Origin of the sequence: Catellatospora bangladeshensis (genome assembly GCF_016862575.1) — a bacterium.
In the GTDB taxonomy this organism is placed as follows: domain Bacteria; phylum Actinomycetota; class Actinomycetes; order Mycobacteriales; family Micromonosporaceae; genus Catellatospora; species Catellatospora bangladeshensis.
Genome location: NZ_BONF01000019.1, coordinates 169,751 through 184,506 on the forward strand (window position 1 = coordinate 169,751; position 14,756 = coordinate 184,506).

11 protein-coding genes are annotated in these 14,756 nt (G+C 73.2%); 4 read left to right on the forward strand and 7 right to left on the reverse strand.

What is annotated here, in order from left to right:
- Positions 1 to 37: 37 nt before the first annotated feature.
- The 3 genes from Cba03nite_RS18100 to Cba03nite_RS18110 all read right to left on the reverse strand — a co-directional run bounded on the left by Cba03nite_RS18100 (position 38) and on the right by Cba03nite_RS18110 (position 3,056).
- The gene (locus Cba03nite_RS18100) at positions 38 to 1,924 is read right to left on the reverse strand and encodes a pectate lyase-like domain-containing protein (protein WP_203747260.1); all 1,887 of its coding nucleotides are present in this window, start codon (positions 1,922 to 1,924) and stop codon (positions 38 to 40) included.
- Between the two features lie 281 nt (positions 1,925 to 2,205).
- Positions 2,206 to 2,613, reverse strand: coding sequence for a hypothetical protein (locus tag Cba03nite_RS18105; protein WP_203747269.1), 408 nt, complete (start codon positions 2,611 to 2,613; stop codon positions 2,206 to 2,208).
- Positions 2,614 to 2,654: 41 nt separating this feature from the next.
- Positions 2,655 to 3,056, reverse strand: coding sequence for a hypothetical protein (locus Cba03nite_RS18110; protein WP_203747272.1), 402 nt, complete (start codon positions 3,054 to 3,056; stop codon positions 2,655 to 2,657).
- A gap of 59 nt (positions 3,057 to 3,115) precedes the next feature.
- Here Cba03nite_RS18110 and Cba03nite_RS18115 point away from each other — a divergent pair, with 59 nt between their 5' ends.
- Positions 3,116 to 6,229 carry a CHAT domain-containing protein gene (locus tag Cba03nite_RS18115; protein ID WP_203747275.1) on the forward strand — a complete coding sequence of 1,038 codons (3,114 nt, stop codon included), beginning with the start codon at positions 3,116 to 3,118 and terminating at the stop codon, positions 6,227 to 6,229.
- A 108-nt stretch (positions 6,230 to 6,337) separates the two neighbouring features.
- On the opposite strand, the gene pntB is transcribed toward Cba03nite_RS18115, so the two are convergent.
- Complete coding sequence (pntB, locus tag Cba03nite_RS18120; RefSeq protein ID WP_203747286.1) at positions 6,338 to 7,786, reverse strand: Re/Si-specific NAD(P)(+) transhydrogenase subunit beta; 1,449 nt, start codon at positions 7,784 to 7,786, stop codon at positions 6,338 to 6,340.
- Between the two features lie 5 nt (positions 7,787 to 7,791).
- On the reverse strand, positions 7,792 to 9,366 hold the full coding sequence (locus tag Cba03nite_RS18125; protein WP_275411598.1) for a Re/Si-specific NAD(P)(+) transhydrogenase subunit alpha: 1,575 nt from the start codon (positions 9,364 to 9,366) through the stop codon (positions 7,792 to 7,794).
- Between the two features lie 299 nt (positions 9,367 to 9,665).
- On the opposite strand from Cba03nite_RS18125, the gene Cba03nite_RS18130 reads away from it, so the two are divergent.
- Positions 9,666 to 10,097: a hypothetical protein gene (locus Cba03nite_RS18130; RefSeq protein WP_203747292.1), complete on the forward strand. Its 432-nt coding sequence runs from the start codon at positions 9,666 to 9,668 to the stop codon at positions 10,095 to 10,097.
- 28 nt (positions 10,098 to 10,125) lie between these two features.
- Complete coding sequence (locus Cba03nite_RS18135; protein WP_203747295.1) at positions 10,126 to 11,094, forward strand: NAD(P)-dependent alcohol dehydrogenase; 969 nt, start codon at positions 10,126 to 10,128, stop codon at positions 11,092 to 11,094.
- Between the two features lie 79 nt (positions 11,095 to 11,173).
- Here the strand turns inward: Cba03nite_RS18135 and Cba03nite_RS40345 are convergent, their stop codons facing one another.
- Both Cba03nite_RS40345 and Cba03nite_RS18145 read right to left on the reverse strand, forming a co-directional pair.
- Complete coding sequence (locus Cba03nite_RS40345) at positions 11,174 to 13,240, reverse strand: putative bifunctional diguanylate cyclase/phosphodiesterase (protein ID WP_203747298.1); 2,067 nt, start codon at positions 13,238 to 13,240, stop codon at positions 11,174 to 11,176.
- A 50-nt stretch (positions 13,241 to 13,290) separates the two neighbouring features.
- Positions 13,291 to 13,785 carry a GAF domain-containing protein gene (locus tag Cba03nite_RS18145; RefSeq protein ID WP_203747301.1) on the reverse strand — a complete coding sequence of 165 codons (495 nt, stop codon included), beginning with the start codon at positions 13,783 to 13,785 and terminating at the stop codon, positions 13,291 to 13,293.
- Positions 13,786 to 13,894: 109 nt separating this feature from the next.
- On the opposite strand from Cba03nite_RS18145, the gene Cba03nite_RS18150 reads away from it, so the two are divergent.
- Complete coding sequence (locus tag Cba03nite_RS18150; protein ID WP_203747304.1) at positions 13,895 to 14,746, forward strand: PhzF family phenazine biosynthesis protein; 852 nt, start codon at positions 13,895 to 13,897, stop codon at positions 14,744 to 14,746.
- Positions 14,747 to 14,756: the final 10 nt, after the last annotated feature.

Genomic DNA, 14,756 nt, shown 5'->3' on the forward strand with positions numbered 1-14,756 from the left:
CAGTCCGCTCCGGCCGGCCGTTTCGGTGCTACAGGTGTTACGGGGCCGGGTACTCCACGATGAACTGCGGAGAGCCGATGTTGGTGGTGTCCGCCTGGCCGCCGATGCCGTTGACCACGTGGTCGATGATGCCGGCGCTCAGGTTGACGGTCATGATGTGGTACAGCTTCACGCCCGGCCGCTCCGGCACCTCGAAGCCGTTCGCGGTGTGGATGGACGGGTTGTTCTGGTTGAACACGTACACGCCCGCGCCGTACAGCGTGTGCTTCTGGACCTTGTCGCCCACCTTGTAGCCGGCGTAGCCCTGCACGTCGCCGTTCATCCAGTCGGCCTGCGTCGGCGGGTCGTACGGCAGCTCGTTCTGGTACAGGATGGTCCGGCCGTTCTCGCCGTTCCAGACGGTGTTGTACTTCTGGAAGTGCTCGACGAACAGGCCGTTGGCGTTGACGTTGTCACCGTTGATGACCGCGCCGTACCGGCCGGTGTTGGTGTTCCACCGCTCGGTGTCGGTGAAGCCCTCCACGCCGTGGTCGCCGCGCCACACCCAGGTGTGGTCGATGAGCACGTTGTCGCTGTTGACCTGCAGCGCGGTGTCGGTCTTGCCCACGTGCGGGCCGCCGACGCGGAAGTACACGTCGGACAGCGTGGTCGGGTTGGTCTTCGACGACCAGCGCAGCGGGTTGACCTTGCGGCCGACGCGCAGCAGGACCGGGGACTCCTTCAGGCCGGCGTCGATGGTGACACCCGCGATGATGACGCCGGGCACGTCGGCGACGTCCAGCGGGACCGAGCCGTTGACCGCGGTCAGCGTCGCCTGGCCCAGGCCGAGCACCACGGTGTCGGGGCGCCAGACCTCGATGCTGCGGGCGATGTCGTACACGCCCGGGGTGAGCAGGAGGTGCTTGCCCAGCGCCAGGGCCAGGTTGATCTTCGTGACGGAGTCGCCCGGCTTGGCGACGAAGAAGTCGCTCAGCGGCACGGTGCGGCCCGGGGTCAGGCCGTCGGCCCACGAGATGCCGCTGGTCTCGAACCGGGCCTCCGGCACGCGGACCTGGTACTTGCCGTTCGCGTCCACGAACAGGTACGGCTTCTCGCGGCTCACCGGGGTGGTGTCCAGCGTGGTGTACGGCGGGTTCGGGAACCCGGCGTCGTCGGGGGCGCCGACCACACCGGCGAACACCTGGTTCCACACACCGTTGGACCAGCCGTCGACCTGGCTGTTGCGGATCAGCCACTGCTGCTGCGAGCCGTTGATCACGAACGGCAGCTTCGAGTCGGCGATGAAGCCGCCGCTGGCGTACTGCGGGCCGGCGGTGCAGTAGTCCATCAGCGACAGGTTCGCGCCGGTGACGTTCATCCGGCGCATCGAGACGGCCTGCGACACGGCCCAGAAGTTGGCCGAGGCGCGGCAGCCGTCCTGGCCGAGCGCGTTGACGTTGAGCGTCAGGTTGGACAGGGTGCGCCAGAAGTTGACCAGGGCGAGGCAGTTGGCCGTGCCGCCCTCGGTCAGGCACCGGTTGTAGACCTCGATCTTGCCGTTGATCACGACGTCGGTCGGCTGCGCGCCCAGACCGGCGATCTCGGTGTAGTAGCCCACCTTGATCTGGAGCGGCTGCTCGGCGGTGCCGTAGGTGCCGGGCTTGAACAGGTACGCGTACCGGCTGGTGCCCATCTCGTTGCCGACCTGGGCGGTGTGCGTGGCGTCCAGGGCGGCCTGGATGTCGGCCACCGGCATGCTCGGGTCGAACACGGTGACGTTCGCGCCGAAGTTCGGCGTGCCGGACGGCAGCGGTGTGGCGGCGGCCGAGCCGGGCAGGCCCGCGACGGCGACGGCGACGGCGGTCGCCAGGCCGAGCGTGACCCTGCGGCGTACGCCGCGGTGGGGGGACGGCGCCTTGACGGCGCCGCCGGGACTCGTGCTCATCACTGTGTGCAAGTCCTCTCTAGGGGGCTGACGCCGGACGGTGACAACGCTCTCGCCCATGCGAGGTGGGCGCGACCTGGATCCGCAGGCGTTGAAGAGAGCGCTCTCCCGTACCGGTCCCCTGGAGCGTAGCGGAGCCGAATCAATCTGGAAATCTCCGGTGTGGACTCTGCGTAATCGATCCCGGTTAACCGGAACAGCGGCGTTCGGCGCACCTCGCCCGTCTTGCCCCGCAACAGCGGCCCGCCGGCGGCCCGTCTCGCCCCGGCGGGCCAGCCCCGTCACCGCACCGCGGGTGACGCCGAGCTGTCGAGCAGGCGGGCGATCGCACGCTTGCGCCGGTTGACCACACCGGCGAAGTTGACGAGTACGACCAGGTAGATCACGGTCTCCGAGGCCCACATGTCCACCTCGGAGCCGCCGCCGGGCCGCGGCTTGATGTCGATGGACATGGTGATGCCGCCGCGGACGCCCCGGCGGCGCATGTTGATGTCACCCGGTCCGCCCGCCGTCGTCCACAGGACGCCACGGGCACCGCCGAACGCGCCCTGCACGAGCCGCGCGACGTCCTCCGGCGCGTACCGGGTGACGACCGTCGTCGTCGCGACGGCGCCCCGCGTCTCGATGAACTGCCACACCAGCGCGCCGATGGTGCCGGCGACGAAGACGAAGCACCAGAAACCTTCCAACGGAGTTCTCCTGTCTCGGGTGAGGGAACGGGACGGACCGATCAGCCGGCCTGCTCGCGGAGCTCGGCGAGCCGCCGTCTCTCGTAGCCCGTGAGCATGGCGTTCGGCAGGCCGCGGGCGAGCTTGAACTCGATGCCCGCGTCGATGAACGGCAGCGTGGCGGGATCGCGCCGGGCGTCGCTGTCGAAGAACTCCCAGACGAGGCGGGCGGCGCCGAGCGTCGCGAAGCCGCCCCGGTCGGCCGCCGTGATCGCCCCCAGCTCCCGCAGGAAGCCGGTGCGATCGCTGCGGGCGTACTCGTACAGCTTTCCGAGGCGGCTCCACAGCTCCCCGCCGTCGATGCCGCTGTGGTGCTCGTCCAGCCAGTACCGGCCGAACGTCTCCAGCAGGTGTGGCATGTCGGCGGGCAGGCGCGGGCGGGGTGCCCGGTTGAACAGTCCCATGGCCGCTGTCTGACGGACCGGCGTCCGTCAGAACCGGTGCGGACCGAGGGAGGTAGCTCATGTCCGCTGGCCGACGGCTGCCACGCACTTCGTACGGCTACCAGGCCCCGCCCGAAGCACGCGCGAAGGGCTGGGAGTGCAACAACGAGGAGTGCGGGACCGGTGACGAGCCCGCACCGCGGTCCTGGCCGTTCCCCTGCCCACAGTGCGGGCGGCCGGCCGATCCCGCCTTCCCCGAGCCGTGGGCCCACGCCGCCCGGGGTCACCAGATCCGCCACCGGCTGACCAGCCCGGACCGGTACCGCCGGGAGATGGCTCAACTCGAACAGCACGAATGGGCGTACGAGGACGCCTGGCGGCGGTCCGACCACGCGGCGGCCGACGCGGCCTGGCGGTCCTACCAGCGGGCCAGACCGGCGGGCTGGCAGACCGCCGACGACTGGTGGATCGCGTCGAGCGTCATGTTCGGGATGGTCCAGGTGGCAGCCGAGTTCGACGATCTCGACCGCGCCGCGGCCGAGCTGCTGGAGTGCTACCCGTTCGTGGACACGCGCGACGTCGACGACGACAACACCACCCGGACCCTCTCCCGCAACTTCGTGTCCATGTGCGTCTTGGTTCTGGAGCGCGAGCGGTCCATCGACCGCCACTGGGAGACGAAGCTGCTCGCCGCAATGCACGATGTCGCTGATCGCATCCGGGGTGTCCTCATGGATCACCACCATCGGGGGTTCCAGCGCATCAGCGAGATCCGCGCGCTGCACCGTTCCCGCGCGGCCATCGCGGGCGCCCGCCGCTCGGCCACGTCCGTCTTCGAAGGGCTGCCGCCGCTGACGTGGGCGGCGGTGCGCGGGGAGAAGCCGAGACCGCCCGCCACCGAGGACCCTCGCGGCCTGGTAGGCGCTTTCGGGCCGAATCCGTGGCTCGCACTCACCCGCGCCGACGCGGCGATCGAGACCGCCGAGGTGCACGGCGACACCGGCCCGCTGGAAGCGCTGGTCCAGCGCCTCGACCAGTCCGGTTTCGACCCCGGGATCGTGCACCTGGCGCGGGCGCGGCTGCACGTGGTGACGGGTGATCTGGCAGCCGCCCTGCGCGAGCTGGACCACGGCTCCCGGGCGACCGGCTTCATCGCCCGGCGGCTGCGGCCGCAGATCCTCGCCACGCGAGGGCTGCTCCAGGCCCGGATGGGCCACGGAAGTATCGATCAGGCCATCGGGCTGTGCCGGGACGGTCGCCGCGCGGGGCTGCGCTGGTGGCGCCAGGTCACGCCCGCCGACTCCGCGCTGGCGAGGCTGCTGCTGTGGCGGGCACTGGAGCCGGACACACCGCCGGATCGGCAGGCCGACGATGTGCGGGAGGCGGTGCGGCTGATCCGCCGCAGGTGCCGGCTGTGGCACATCCACGGCGCCGACGACCGGTTACTGCTGCAGGAGGCGCTCGCCGCGCGGGACGCGCTGCGGGGACGGCCCGACAGCGCACGGCGGCATCGGGCGTGGCGGAACGCGGTGGACGCGCCCTGGAGCACCGCCGCGCGGGCCAGGCTCGCCGCCGCGTGGGCGCAGTGGGCCGCCGGCACGGGCGTCCCGGAGTTCGCCGCCGAGGCGTACGCGCAGCTCGTCGCCCTGACCACGCAGGACGCCGTCGCCCGGTACGGGGCTGGCGCCAAGCAGCGGGTGCTCGCCGCGGCGCAGGAGTACGCCGAGGACGCGGGCTACTGGCTGTCGCGCGCCGGGCGGTTCCGGGAGGCGGTGCTCGCCCTGGAGACCGGCCGCGCCGTGGGCCTGTCGGAGGTGTTCGGGCGGGACAATGCCGAGGTCCTGGGACGGCTGCGCGCGTCCGGGCGGGCCGGGCTGGCCGAGGAGTACCAGCGGGCCATCGAGGCGTTCCGGGCGAAGGAGCGCCGGCCGGCCGCGGAGCTGCGCCAGTCCTGGACGGCGTTGCGGGAGGTCGCCCGGCGGGTCGCGGCGGCGACTGGGGCCGATCCGCTGGCGCTGGACGTGAGCTACGCCGACGTCACCGCCGAGACCGGCGACGGCGCGCTGGTCTACCTCGCCGCCGCGAAGGCGGGCGGGTATGCGCTCGTCGTCGCCGCGACGCACGACCCGCAGTACGTCGACCTGCCCCGGCTCGGCCGCGCGGCGGTCGCCGAGATCGTCGCCAAGGTGCTGCCCGGAGCGGACCCGGAGACCCGCATCCCCAGGCTGGTGCGGGACGCGCCGCGGGACGTCAAGCTGGTGGACGCCGCCCCGGTCAGCCCGCTCGCCGACGGCATGCGCACGCTGTGGCACGCCGGCATCGGGAACCTGGTCTGGCAGAGTGCACGGGGCCGGGTCGTCACCCTGATCCCGGTGGGTCTGCTCGGGCTGCTGCCGCTGCACGCGATCGGGGAGCCGGGCGCGCCCGGGGACCGCTTCACCGAGGGCCGCCACGTCGGTAACTTCTCCGCGATCCGGTACGCGCCCAACGCCCGCGGCCTGCGGCGTTGCCGTGAGACGGCGCGCGGACTGGCCGGGCGCGAGCAGACCCTGCTGGCGGTCGACGTGCCGGACGGCCACGGCCTCTCCGGCGGTCATCACCTGCACCACGTCGGGCGCGAGACCGCGGAGGTCACCCGGCGCTGGACGGGCGGGGCCGCCGCGCCGGTGCACGGGTGCACGTGGGCGGAGTTCAAGGCGGCGGCCGAGCAGCACACGGTGTGGCATCTCGCGTGTCACGGCGCGGCCGACCCGGACGCGATCCTGGACAGCCGCCTCTACTTCGCCGACCGCACCATCACCCTGGCGGAGCTGCAGCAGGAGCTGCGGCCGGGGCAGCGGCGGCTGGCGGTGCTGTCGGCGTGCCGGACGAACGTCACCGGCACGGCCATGCCGAACGAGGCGGTCGGGCTGCCGTCGGTGCTGATCCAGATCGGGTTCGCGGGCGTGCTCGCCACGGCGTGGGCGGTCGACGATCTCGCCACGACCTACCTGATGACGGCCTTCTACCAGCGGTGGTGCCACGGCGGCGAGGAGCCGGCCGTCGCGCTCAACCGCGCCCAGCAGTGGCTGCGCGCCGCCACCCGCGCCGACCTGACGGCGCTGCTGCCCGGTGTCGAACCCGCGGGCGGCGCGGGTGAGCACCCCTACGCCGATCCGCGCTACTGGGCCGCCTTCGCTTACCACGGCGCCTGAGCAGATCCCGCTCTGGACGCCACGCCGCCGGGCGGCCCGGTCTCCCGAGACGCGCCCGGCGGCGTGGTGGTCGTGCTCAGGCGGTGCCGTCGAGCCCTGGGCGCCCGGTCACGCGCCCGCCCGCGCCAGCGCCCGGCCGCCGGTGGCGGCCTCCGCGGCGCCGAGCGCGTCGACGATGTCCTCGACCCGGGCCTTGGCGTCGCCGAACAGCATCTGGGTGTTGTCGCGGAAGAACAGCGGGTTCTGCACCCCGGCGTAGCCCGCGGCCATGGAGCGCTTGAACACGATCACGTGTTCGGCCTCCCAGACCCGCAGCACCGGCATGCCGGCGATGGGGCTGCCCGGGTCGGCGGCGGCCGGGTTGACGGTGTCGTTGGCGCCGATCACCAGGACCACAGAGGTGCCTGCGAAGTCGTCGTTGATCTCGTCCATCTCCAGCACGATGTCGTACGGCACGTCGGCCTCGGCCAGCAGCACGTTCATGTGCCCCGGCAGCCGCCCGGCGACCGGGTGCACGCCGAACCGGACCTGCACGCCGCGCGCCCGCAGGTTGCGGGTCAGCTCGGCGACCGGCCCCTGGGCCTGCGCGACGGCCATGCCGTAGCCGGGCGTGATGATGACCGAGGTGGCCTCGCGCAGCAGGGCGGCGGTGTCGGCGGCGGTGGTCTCCCGGTGCTCGCCGTACTCGGTGTCGTCGCCGGCGGCCTGCTCGGTGCCGAAGCCGCCCGCGATGACCGAGATGAACGAGCGGTTCATCGCCTGGCACATGACGTAGGACAGGTACGCGCCGGACGAGCCGACCAGCGCGCCGGTGACGATCAGCAGGTCGTTGTCGAGCAGGAAGCCCGACGCGGCGGCGGCCCAGCCGGAGTAGCTGTTCAGCATGGACACCACGACCGGCATGTCGCCGCCGCCGATGGAGGCCACCAGGTGCCAGCCGAGCGCCAGCGCGATCACGGTGACCGCGACTAGCAGCCCGCGCTGCGGGTCGGCGACGAACCAGCCGGTGAGCGCGACGAACGCGACGAGCGCGCCGAGGTTGAGCACGTGCCGTCCGGGCAGCATGAGCGGCCGCGAGGCGATCCGGGCGGAGAGCTTCAGGTAGGCGACGATGGAGCCGGTGAAGGTGACGGCGCCGATGAACACCCCGACGAACACCTCGGCGTGGTGGATGTGCAGCAGCGTGCCGGTGAGGGCGGCGTGGGCCGGGTCGGCGACCTCCAGGTAGCCGTTCCAGCCGACGAGCACGGCGGCCAGCCCGACGAAGCTGTGCAGGATGGCGATGAGTTCCGGCATGCCGGTCATCTGCACGACGCGGGCGCGCCACAGGCCGATGCCGCCGCCGATGACCATGGCGATGACGAGCAGCGCGACGGCGGCGGCGGTCATGTCCCGCGCGGCCAGGGCGATGGTGGCGACCAGGGCGATGGTCATGCCGGCGATGCCGTAGACGACGCCGGAGCGGGCGGTCTCGTGCTTGGACAGCCCGGCGAGGCTGAGCACGAACAGCAGCGCCGCGACGATGTAGGCGGCCTGCACTGCGGTGGTGGCGGTCATGTCGATCAGCCCTTCGTGAACATGCCGAGCATGCGCCGGGTGACGGCGAATCCGCCGAAGATGTTGATGGTGACCAGCAGGATCGCGGCGGCGGCGAGCCCCGTGACGACGAGGTTGTCCCGGCCGATCTGCAGGAGGGCGCCGACGACGATGATCCCGGAGATGGCGTTGGTGACCGACATCAGCGGGGTGTGCAGCGCGTGGTGGACCTTGCCGACGACGTAGTAGCCGATGACGACGGCGAGGGCGAACACGGTGAAGTTGCCGACGAACTGGCCGGGCGCGAACGCGGTCAGCGCGAACAGCGCCGCCGCGGCGAGGCCGACGTAGCTGTAGATCCGCGCGGGTGAGGCCTTGGGCTTGTCCGGTACGGCGGGGGCGGGCGCGGCGGCCGCGGCGGGGGTGGCCGACACCTGGACCGGCGGCGGGGGCCAGGTCTTGGCGCCGTCGCGCACGACGGTCATCGCGCGGATCACGACGTCGTCGAAGTCGAGCACGAGCCGGCCGTCGCGGCCCGGGGTGAGCAGCTTCATCAGGTTGAGCAGGTTGGTGGCGTAGAGCTGGGACGCCTGGGTGGGCAGCCGGCCGGGCAGGTCGGTGTAGCCGATGATCGAGACGCCGTTGTCGGTGACGGTGATCTCGCCGGGCACGGTGCCCTCGACGTTGCCGCCCTGGGCGGCTGCCATGTCGACGATGACGCTGCCGGGGCGCATGGCGGCCACGTGCTCGGCGGTGAGCAGCCGGGGCGCGGGGCGGCCGGGGATCAGCGCGGTGGTGATGACGATGTCGACGTCGGCGGCCTGCTGGGCGTACAGCTCGGCGGCGCGCCGGTCGTAGTCGGCGGAGGTCTGCTTGGCGTACCCGTCGCCGCCGCCGGTCTGCTCGGCGGCGACCGAGAGGAACTCGCCGCCGAGCGAGCGGACCTGCTCGGCGACCTCCGGGCGGGGGTCGGTGGCGCGCACGATCGCGCCGAGGCTCTTGGCGGCGCCGATGGCGGCCAGCCCGGCCACGCCCGCGCCCGCGATGAGCACCTTCGCCGGGGGGACCTTGCCCGCGGCGGTGACCTGGCCGGCGAAGAAGCGGCCGAAAGTGTGCGCGGCCTCGACGACGGCCCGGTAGCCGGCGATGTTGGCCATGGAGCTGAGCACGTCCATCGACTGGGCGCGGGAGATGCGCGGCACGGCGTCCATGGCCAGCACGCTGATCGGCCGCTGCGCGAGCGCGTCGACCAGCTCGGGCCGCACGGCGGGCCCGATCAGGCTGATCAGGGTCGCGCCGGGGCGCAGCTGGGCGGCCTCGGCCTCGGTGGGCGGGTTGATCTTCAGGACGATGTCGGCCTGCCAGCACTCCTCGCGGCTGCAGATCTTCGCGCCGGCGTCCTCGTAGTCCTCGTCGGGGAAGCTGGCCCGCGCGCCCGCGCCGGACTCGACCTCCACCTCGTATCCGAGCGCCACGAGCTGGCGTACCACGGCCGGGGTCGCCGCGACCCGGGTCTCCCCGGCCGCCGACTCCGCCGCCACGCCCAGGCGGGACGCGGTGCCCGGACCCTCGCTTGTGGATTCCGGTATTGCTTGCTGCACGCCAGGCTCCTGCCCCACCGCTTCTCCCGTCAACGTCCTGAACGATCGATCGAGAATTTCACACATGGTGTGGTCACCGGACGGGGCCGTCAATGAAGCGGGCCACTGATCGGGCGTACATCACACTCGCGGGCAGGTCGCCGGCCGGCCCGCTGATCGTGCGGCAGCGCGCCCACCTGCGGCGGCAGCAGATGACAACGTTCTCGGGGCACCCCAGGGCCGATGTAAAGAATTCTTGACACCGGGCCGCGTAGTTCCTACCCTCAGGATGTCAAGAATCCTTTACATCGGAGGGTGGCATGGCGTTCGAGGAGAAGCGCACCTGGATCATGGTGCTGGTCACCGTCGCCGCGTACGGCACCTACGTCGCCGTCGTGCTCGGACGGGCCGGGGACACCCCGCTGCCCGACACTCCCTACGCCGCCCCGCTGCTGTGGAGCATCGGCGCGGCCATCGCCGCGACGATCGTGCTGACCATCGCCGCGTCCATCGCGGCACCCCAGGACGCCGGGCGCGGCGCCGACGAGCGGGACCAGGCGATCCACCGCAGCAGTGAGCTGACCGGGCAGTCCTTCGTCGTGATCGGATGCCTCGCCGCGATGCTCATGGCACTGGCCGAGGTGGCGCACTTCTGGATCGCCAACGTGATCTACCTGGCCTTCGTGCTGTCCTCGCTGCTCACGTCCACCGCGAAGATCATCTCTTATCGTCGGGGCTTCCAGCCCTGGTGAAGCACCTCGACCGTGAAGGAGACCAGCCGTGAAGGCGATCACCCAGGACGTGTACGGCACCGTCGACGTCCTGCAACTGAGCGAGATCGAGCAGCCGGCCCCCGGCGCCGGAGAGGTCCTGGTGCGGGTGCGCGCCGCCGGTGTCGACCCCGGCATCTGGCACCTCGCCACCGGCCAGCCCTACCTGGTGCGGCTCGGGTTCGGCCTGCGCCGCCCGCGCCACCGGGTGCCCGGCGGGGACCTCGCCGGTGAGGTCGCCGCGGTCGGGCTGGGCGTGACCCGCTTCCAGCCCGGCGACCGCGTCTTCGGCAACTGCCCCGGCGCCTTCGCCGAGTACGCGTGCGCCAGGCAGGACCGGTTCACCGCGCTGCCCGACGGTGTCACCTTCACCCAGGGCGCGGCCGTCGCCGTCTCCGCCGTCACCGCGCTGCAGACGCTGCGCGACGTCGGGCGGGTCCGGCCCGGGCAGCGCGTGCTGGTCCTCGGCGCCGCGGGCGGCGTCGGCACCTACACCGTCCAGCTCGCCAAGCACTTCGGCGCGCACGTCACCGGCGTCTGCAGCACCGGCAAGACCGACCTGGTGCGCTCGCTCGGCGCAGACGAGGTCGTCGACTACACACGCGACGACATCACGGCCACCGGCGGGCGGTATGACCTGATCGTCGACACGGCGGGCAACCGGCCCGTCGCGCGGTTGCGCCGCATCCTGGCCCCCCGGGGCACGCTGGCCATCGTCGGCGGCGTTACCGAAGACGGAGTGCTCGGCGGGATGCAGCGCCCGCTCGGCATGATGGCGCGGGCGCCGTTCGCCCGCCAGCGGCTGCGCATGGTGCTGGCCCTCACCAAGGCCGCCGACCTGGAGGTCCTGCGCGAGCTGCTGGCCGCCGGGATCTTCACCCCGGTCATCGACCACACCCGCCCGCTGGCCGAGGCCGCCGAGGCGCTGCGGCACCTGGAGCACGGCCGGGCCCGGGGCAAGGTCGTGCTGACGGTCTGAGCGGGGCCGCCCGGCACCACCGGCTGACGGCCACGAGCACGGCCCGCTGGATCGGATCCGGCGGGCCGTCCGGCGCCCGTCAGGCCGGCGGGGCAGGCTGCTCACCGTCCAGCCAGCGCAGGGTCTGGTCCTCCGGCAGCGGGGCGGCGAACAGGTAGCCCTGGCCGTAGGTGCAGCCGGCGGCGTCGGCGGTGCGCCGCTGGTGCTCGGTCTCGATGCCCTCGGCCACGATGTCGAGGCTCAGCGCCCGGGTCAGCGTGACGATCCCCTCCACCAGGTCCCGCTGCCGCCGGGACGTGGTCAGCCCGCGCACGAACAGGCGGTCCAGCTTCACGATGTCGAGCGGCACCTGCCGCAGGTAGCCCAGCGCGGAGTAGCCGGTGCCGAAGTCGTCGATGGCGATGCGCACGCCGCCGCCGCGCAGCCGTTCGAGGGCGTGCCACACCTTGTCGTCGTCGCGCAGCAGCGAGCTCTCGGTGATCTCCAGGACGAGCCGGTGCGCGGGCAGCCCGGTCAGGTCGAGCAGCCGGGCGACGCTGTCGGCGAACCCCTCGGAGCGGAACTGGTGGGCCGAGACGTTGACGCTCACGTACGGGGCACGCTCCTGCGCCGCGGCACGCCAGCGCTGGGCGGCCCGCATCGCGGCCTCCAGCACCCACTCGCCGATGGGCAGGATCAGCCGGGACTCCTCGGCGATCTCGATGAACTCGCCGGGCAGCAGCCGGCCGCGGCCGGGGTGCCGCCAGCGCAGGAGCGCTTCGAAGCCGACGGTGCGGCCGGTGCCGAGGGCGACGATCGGCTGGTACTCCAGGAACAGGGCCTGCTCGGCGATGGCCCGGCCCAGGGAGGTGCGCAGCTCCGCCTGGTGGGTCTGGTCGCTCATCGACGGCTCATACCGCAGCCACTGCCCGGTCCCGGCGGACTTCGCGGCCCGCAGCGCGAGGTTGGCGTTGCGGAGCAGTTCCTGCGCGTTGGCGGCGCGCAGCGTGGTGGCGACGCCGACGCTGGCGCTGCAGACCACGACCGTGCCGCCGCTGGTGCGCACCGGCTCGGACAGGGCGCGGCAGATGCGCGCCGCGAGGTGTTCGACGTCGGCCGCGCTCGCGGCGTCGCGGATCAGCGCGGCGAACTGGTCGCCGCCGTACCGGGCGGCGAAGCCGTGCTCGCCGACGGCGCGGCGCACCCTGCGGCCGACCGTGCTGAGCACCTCGTCGCCGACGGCGTGGCCGTACCCGTCGTTGACGGATCCGAAGTCGTTCAGGTCGATGAGGAGCACGGCGGCGAGCCCGTCCCCGGCGGCCACCGCGTGCTCGGTGCGCTCGGCGAACAGGGCCCGGTTGGGCAGGCCGGTCAGGGTGTCGTGGAACATGCGCTCGGTCAGCTCGTGTTCGAGCCGCCGCTGCGCGGTCACGTCGTGCAGGGTGAGCGCCACGTCGCGGGCCGGGTCGCCGGGGTGCAGCTCGCGGCAGGAGACCTCGACGACGGGCGCGCGGCCGTCCAGCGACCGGATGGTCCAGTCGGCGCGGCTGTCTCCCGCGCCGACGGCGCCGGAGCGCACGTGCCGCAGCAGGAACTCCGCGGCGGCCCGCTGCCGGGCGTCGATGAAGTCGAGGAGGCTGACCTCGCGCAGCGCCGAGGTGCCGAACACGTTGCGGGCCTGCGGGCTGGCGTAGCGGACGCGGTCGTCCTCGCCGACGATCAGCACCACGTCGCAGGTCTGTTCCAGCAGCGCCTCGACCTCGCGGGAGCTGCGGATCCGGCTGACCTCGGCGGTCAGCCGGATCCGGTCCATGGCCGCGGCGGCCTGGGCGGACAGCCCTTCCAGCGCGGGGCGCAGGCGGGCCAGGGCGGCGGTGGCCGGGTCGACGAGCAGGATGCCGACGGGTCCCGTGCCGGGCGTGTGCGCCTCGATCGGCACGAGTGCCGTGTCGCCGTGCCCTGCCCGGCGCGCGGCGGGCAGGGCGTCGTCCTCGGGCAGGCGGATGCGGACCTCGTGCGCCGACCCGCCGGTGAGCCGGGCGACGGCGCGGTCGAGGGCCTCGACGACGTCCTCCGCGCCGGCCGCGGCGGCGAGTTCGGCCGCGGCGTCGCGCAGGGCCAGGACGGTCTCGTCGTCCGGGTACGGCTGGGAAGGTCCTGCTGCCATGTGGACGGCCATCCTCGCCGCCGCCTGCCCCGTCCCCGCCCCGGGCGCGGCTAGGCCGCGGTCAGCCCGGCGGTGACCCTGGTCAGGGCCCGTCCGGCCGCCGCGGCGAGCCGCTCCAGGACGGCGATCTCGTCAGCGGACGCCCGGTGCCGGTCGGCCCAGTAGGCGCCGATGGCACCGACCGGGGTCCTGTCGACCCGGATCGGAACCATGAGCAGGCTGCGTACGAACGTCGGGCGGTACGCGGCCTGCGGGATGCGGTCGTCGGTGCGGATGTCGGCGATGACGACGGTCCGGTCGTGCAGCATGGCCCACCCGCTGATGCAGGAGGTGGCCGGGAAGCGCTGCCCCTTCCAGAGCGGGCTCATCGCGTCCTCGTCGGTGTAGTGGCATTCGCCGTCTTCGAGCTGGACCACCGTCATGCCCTGGGCCTGGACGGCGGCGCGGGCGCTGCAGCGCAGGGCGGTCTGGACGTCCTCGACGGTTTTGGCCTCGTCCAGCATGTCCAGCGCCCAGTCAATGGGACTGACCGAATTAACGAGCATTATCCGTCCCTCCCATATCCATAGCCAACAAATAAGAATATACCGGCCCAAATTGCAGGAGGCGATACTCCCGGCGATGACCATGGCCGCGCGCGGCTAGGGTCGGCTCGTGAGCGGGCTGCCGGTGACGATCGTGGACGCGTGCCTGCGCGACGGCACCGGGGGCAGCCCGACCGCGGTCGTCGGCGAGACCGCGCTGAGCGACGCCGCACGCCGGGCCGTCCCGGTGCTGGCCGGGACGTCGCACGCGGTCTTCGTCGCCGAGGACGGCCCGGCGGTGCGGCTGCGCTTCTTCACCTCCGGCGGGGAGCTGCCCGCCTGCGGCCACGGCACGGTGGCCGCGCTGGCGCTGCTCGCCGAGCGTGCCGCCACGGCCGGGGCCGAGCCGGCCCTGCTCGCGCCGGACCGGGTCTTCGCCGCCCGCTGGGTGCGCCGCGGCCCGTTCGCGGATGCCGAGTTCGACCCGGGCGAGGTCGCGTTGCGCGCCAGCACCGGCCCCGAGCCGGAGCAGGTGCTGGCGGCGCTGGGCCTGGCCGCGGACGCGCTGCCCGCGCCCGTGTGCGCCGCCTCGCTGGGCCGGTGGCGCCTGCTGGTGCCGGTCGCCGACCGGGCCGCGCTGTCGGCGCTGGCGCCCGATGCGGGGCGGCTGCGCGCCGCGTGCGACCGGCTCGGGCTCCTCGGCTGCTACGTGTACACGCCCCCGGACCGGCAGGGCCGGCTGGCGGCGCGCATGTTCGCGCCGTCGATCGGCGTGCCCGAGGACATCGCCAACGCCAACAGCACCGCGTGCCTGGCCGCGCACCTGGCGCAGGCGGCGGCGCGGCCGGTCCGGATCGCCGCCGACATGGGCGACTCGCTCGGCCGTCCCGCGACGGTCACCGCCCACGCGACCGGACGTGCCGTACGCGTGGGCGGCGCCGCCCGGGTCGGGCCCGTGCTGCACCTCGACGTGCCCCGGTGACGAACCCGGG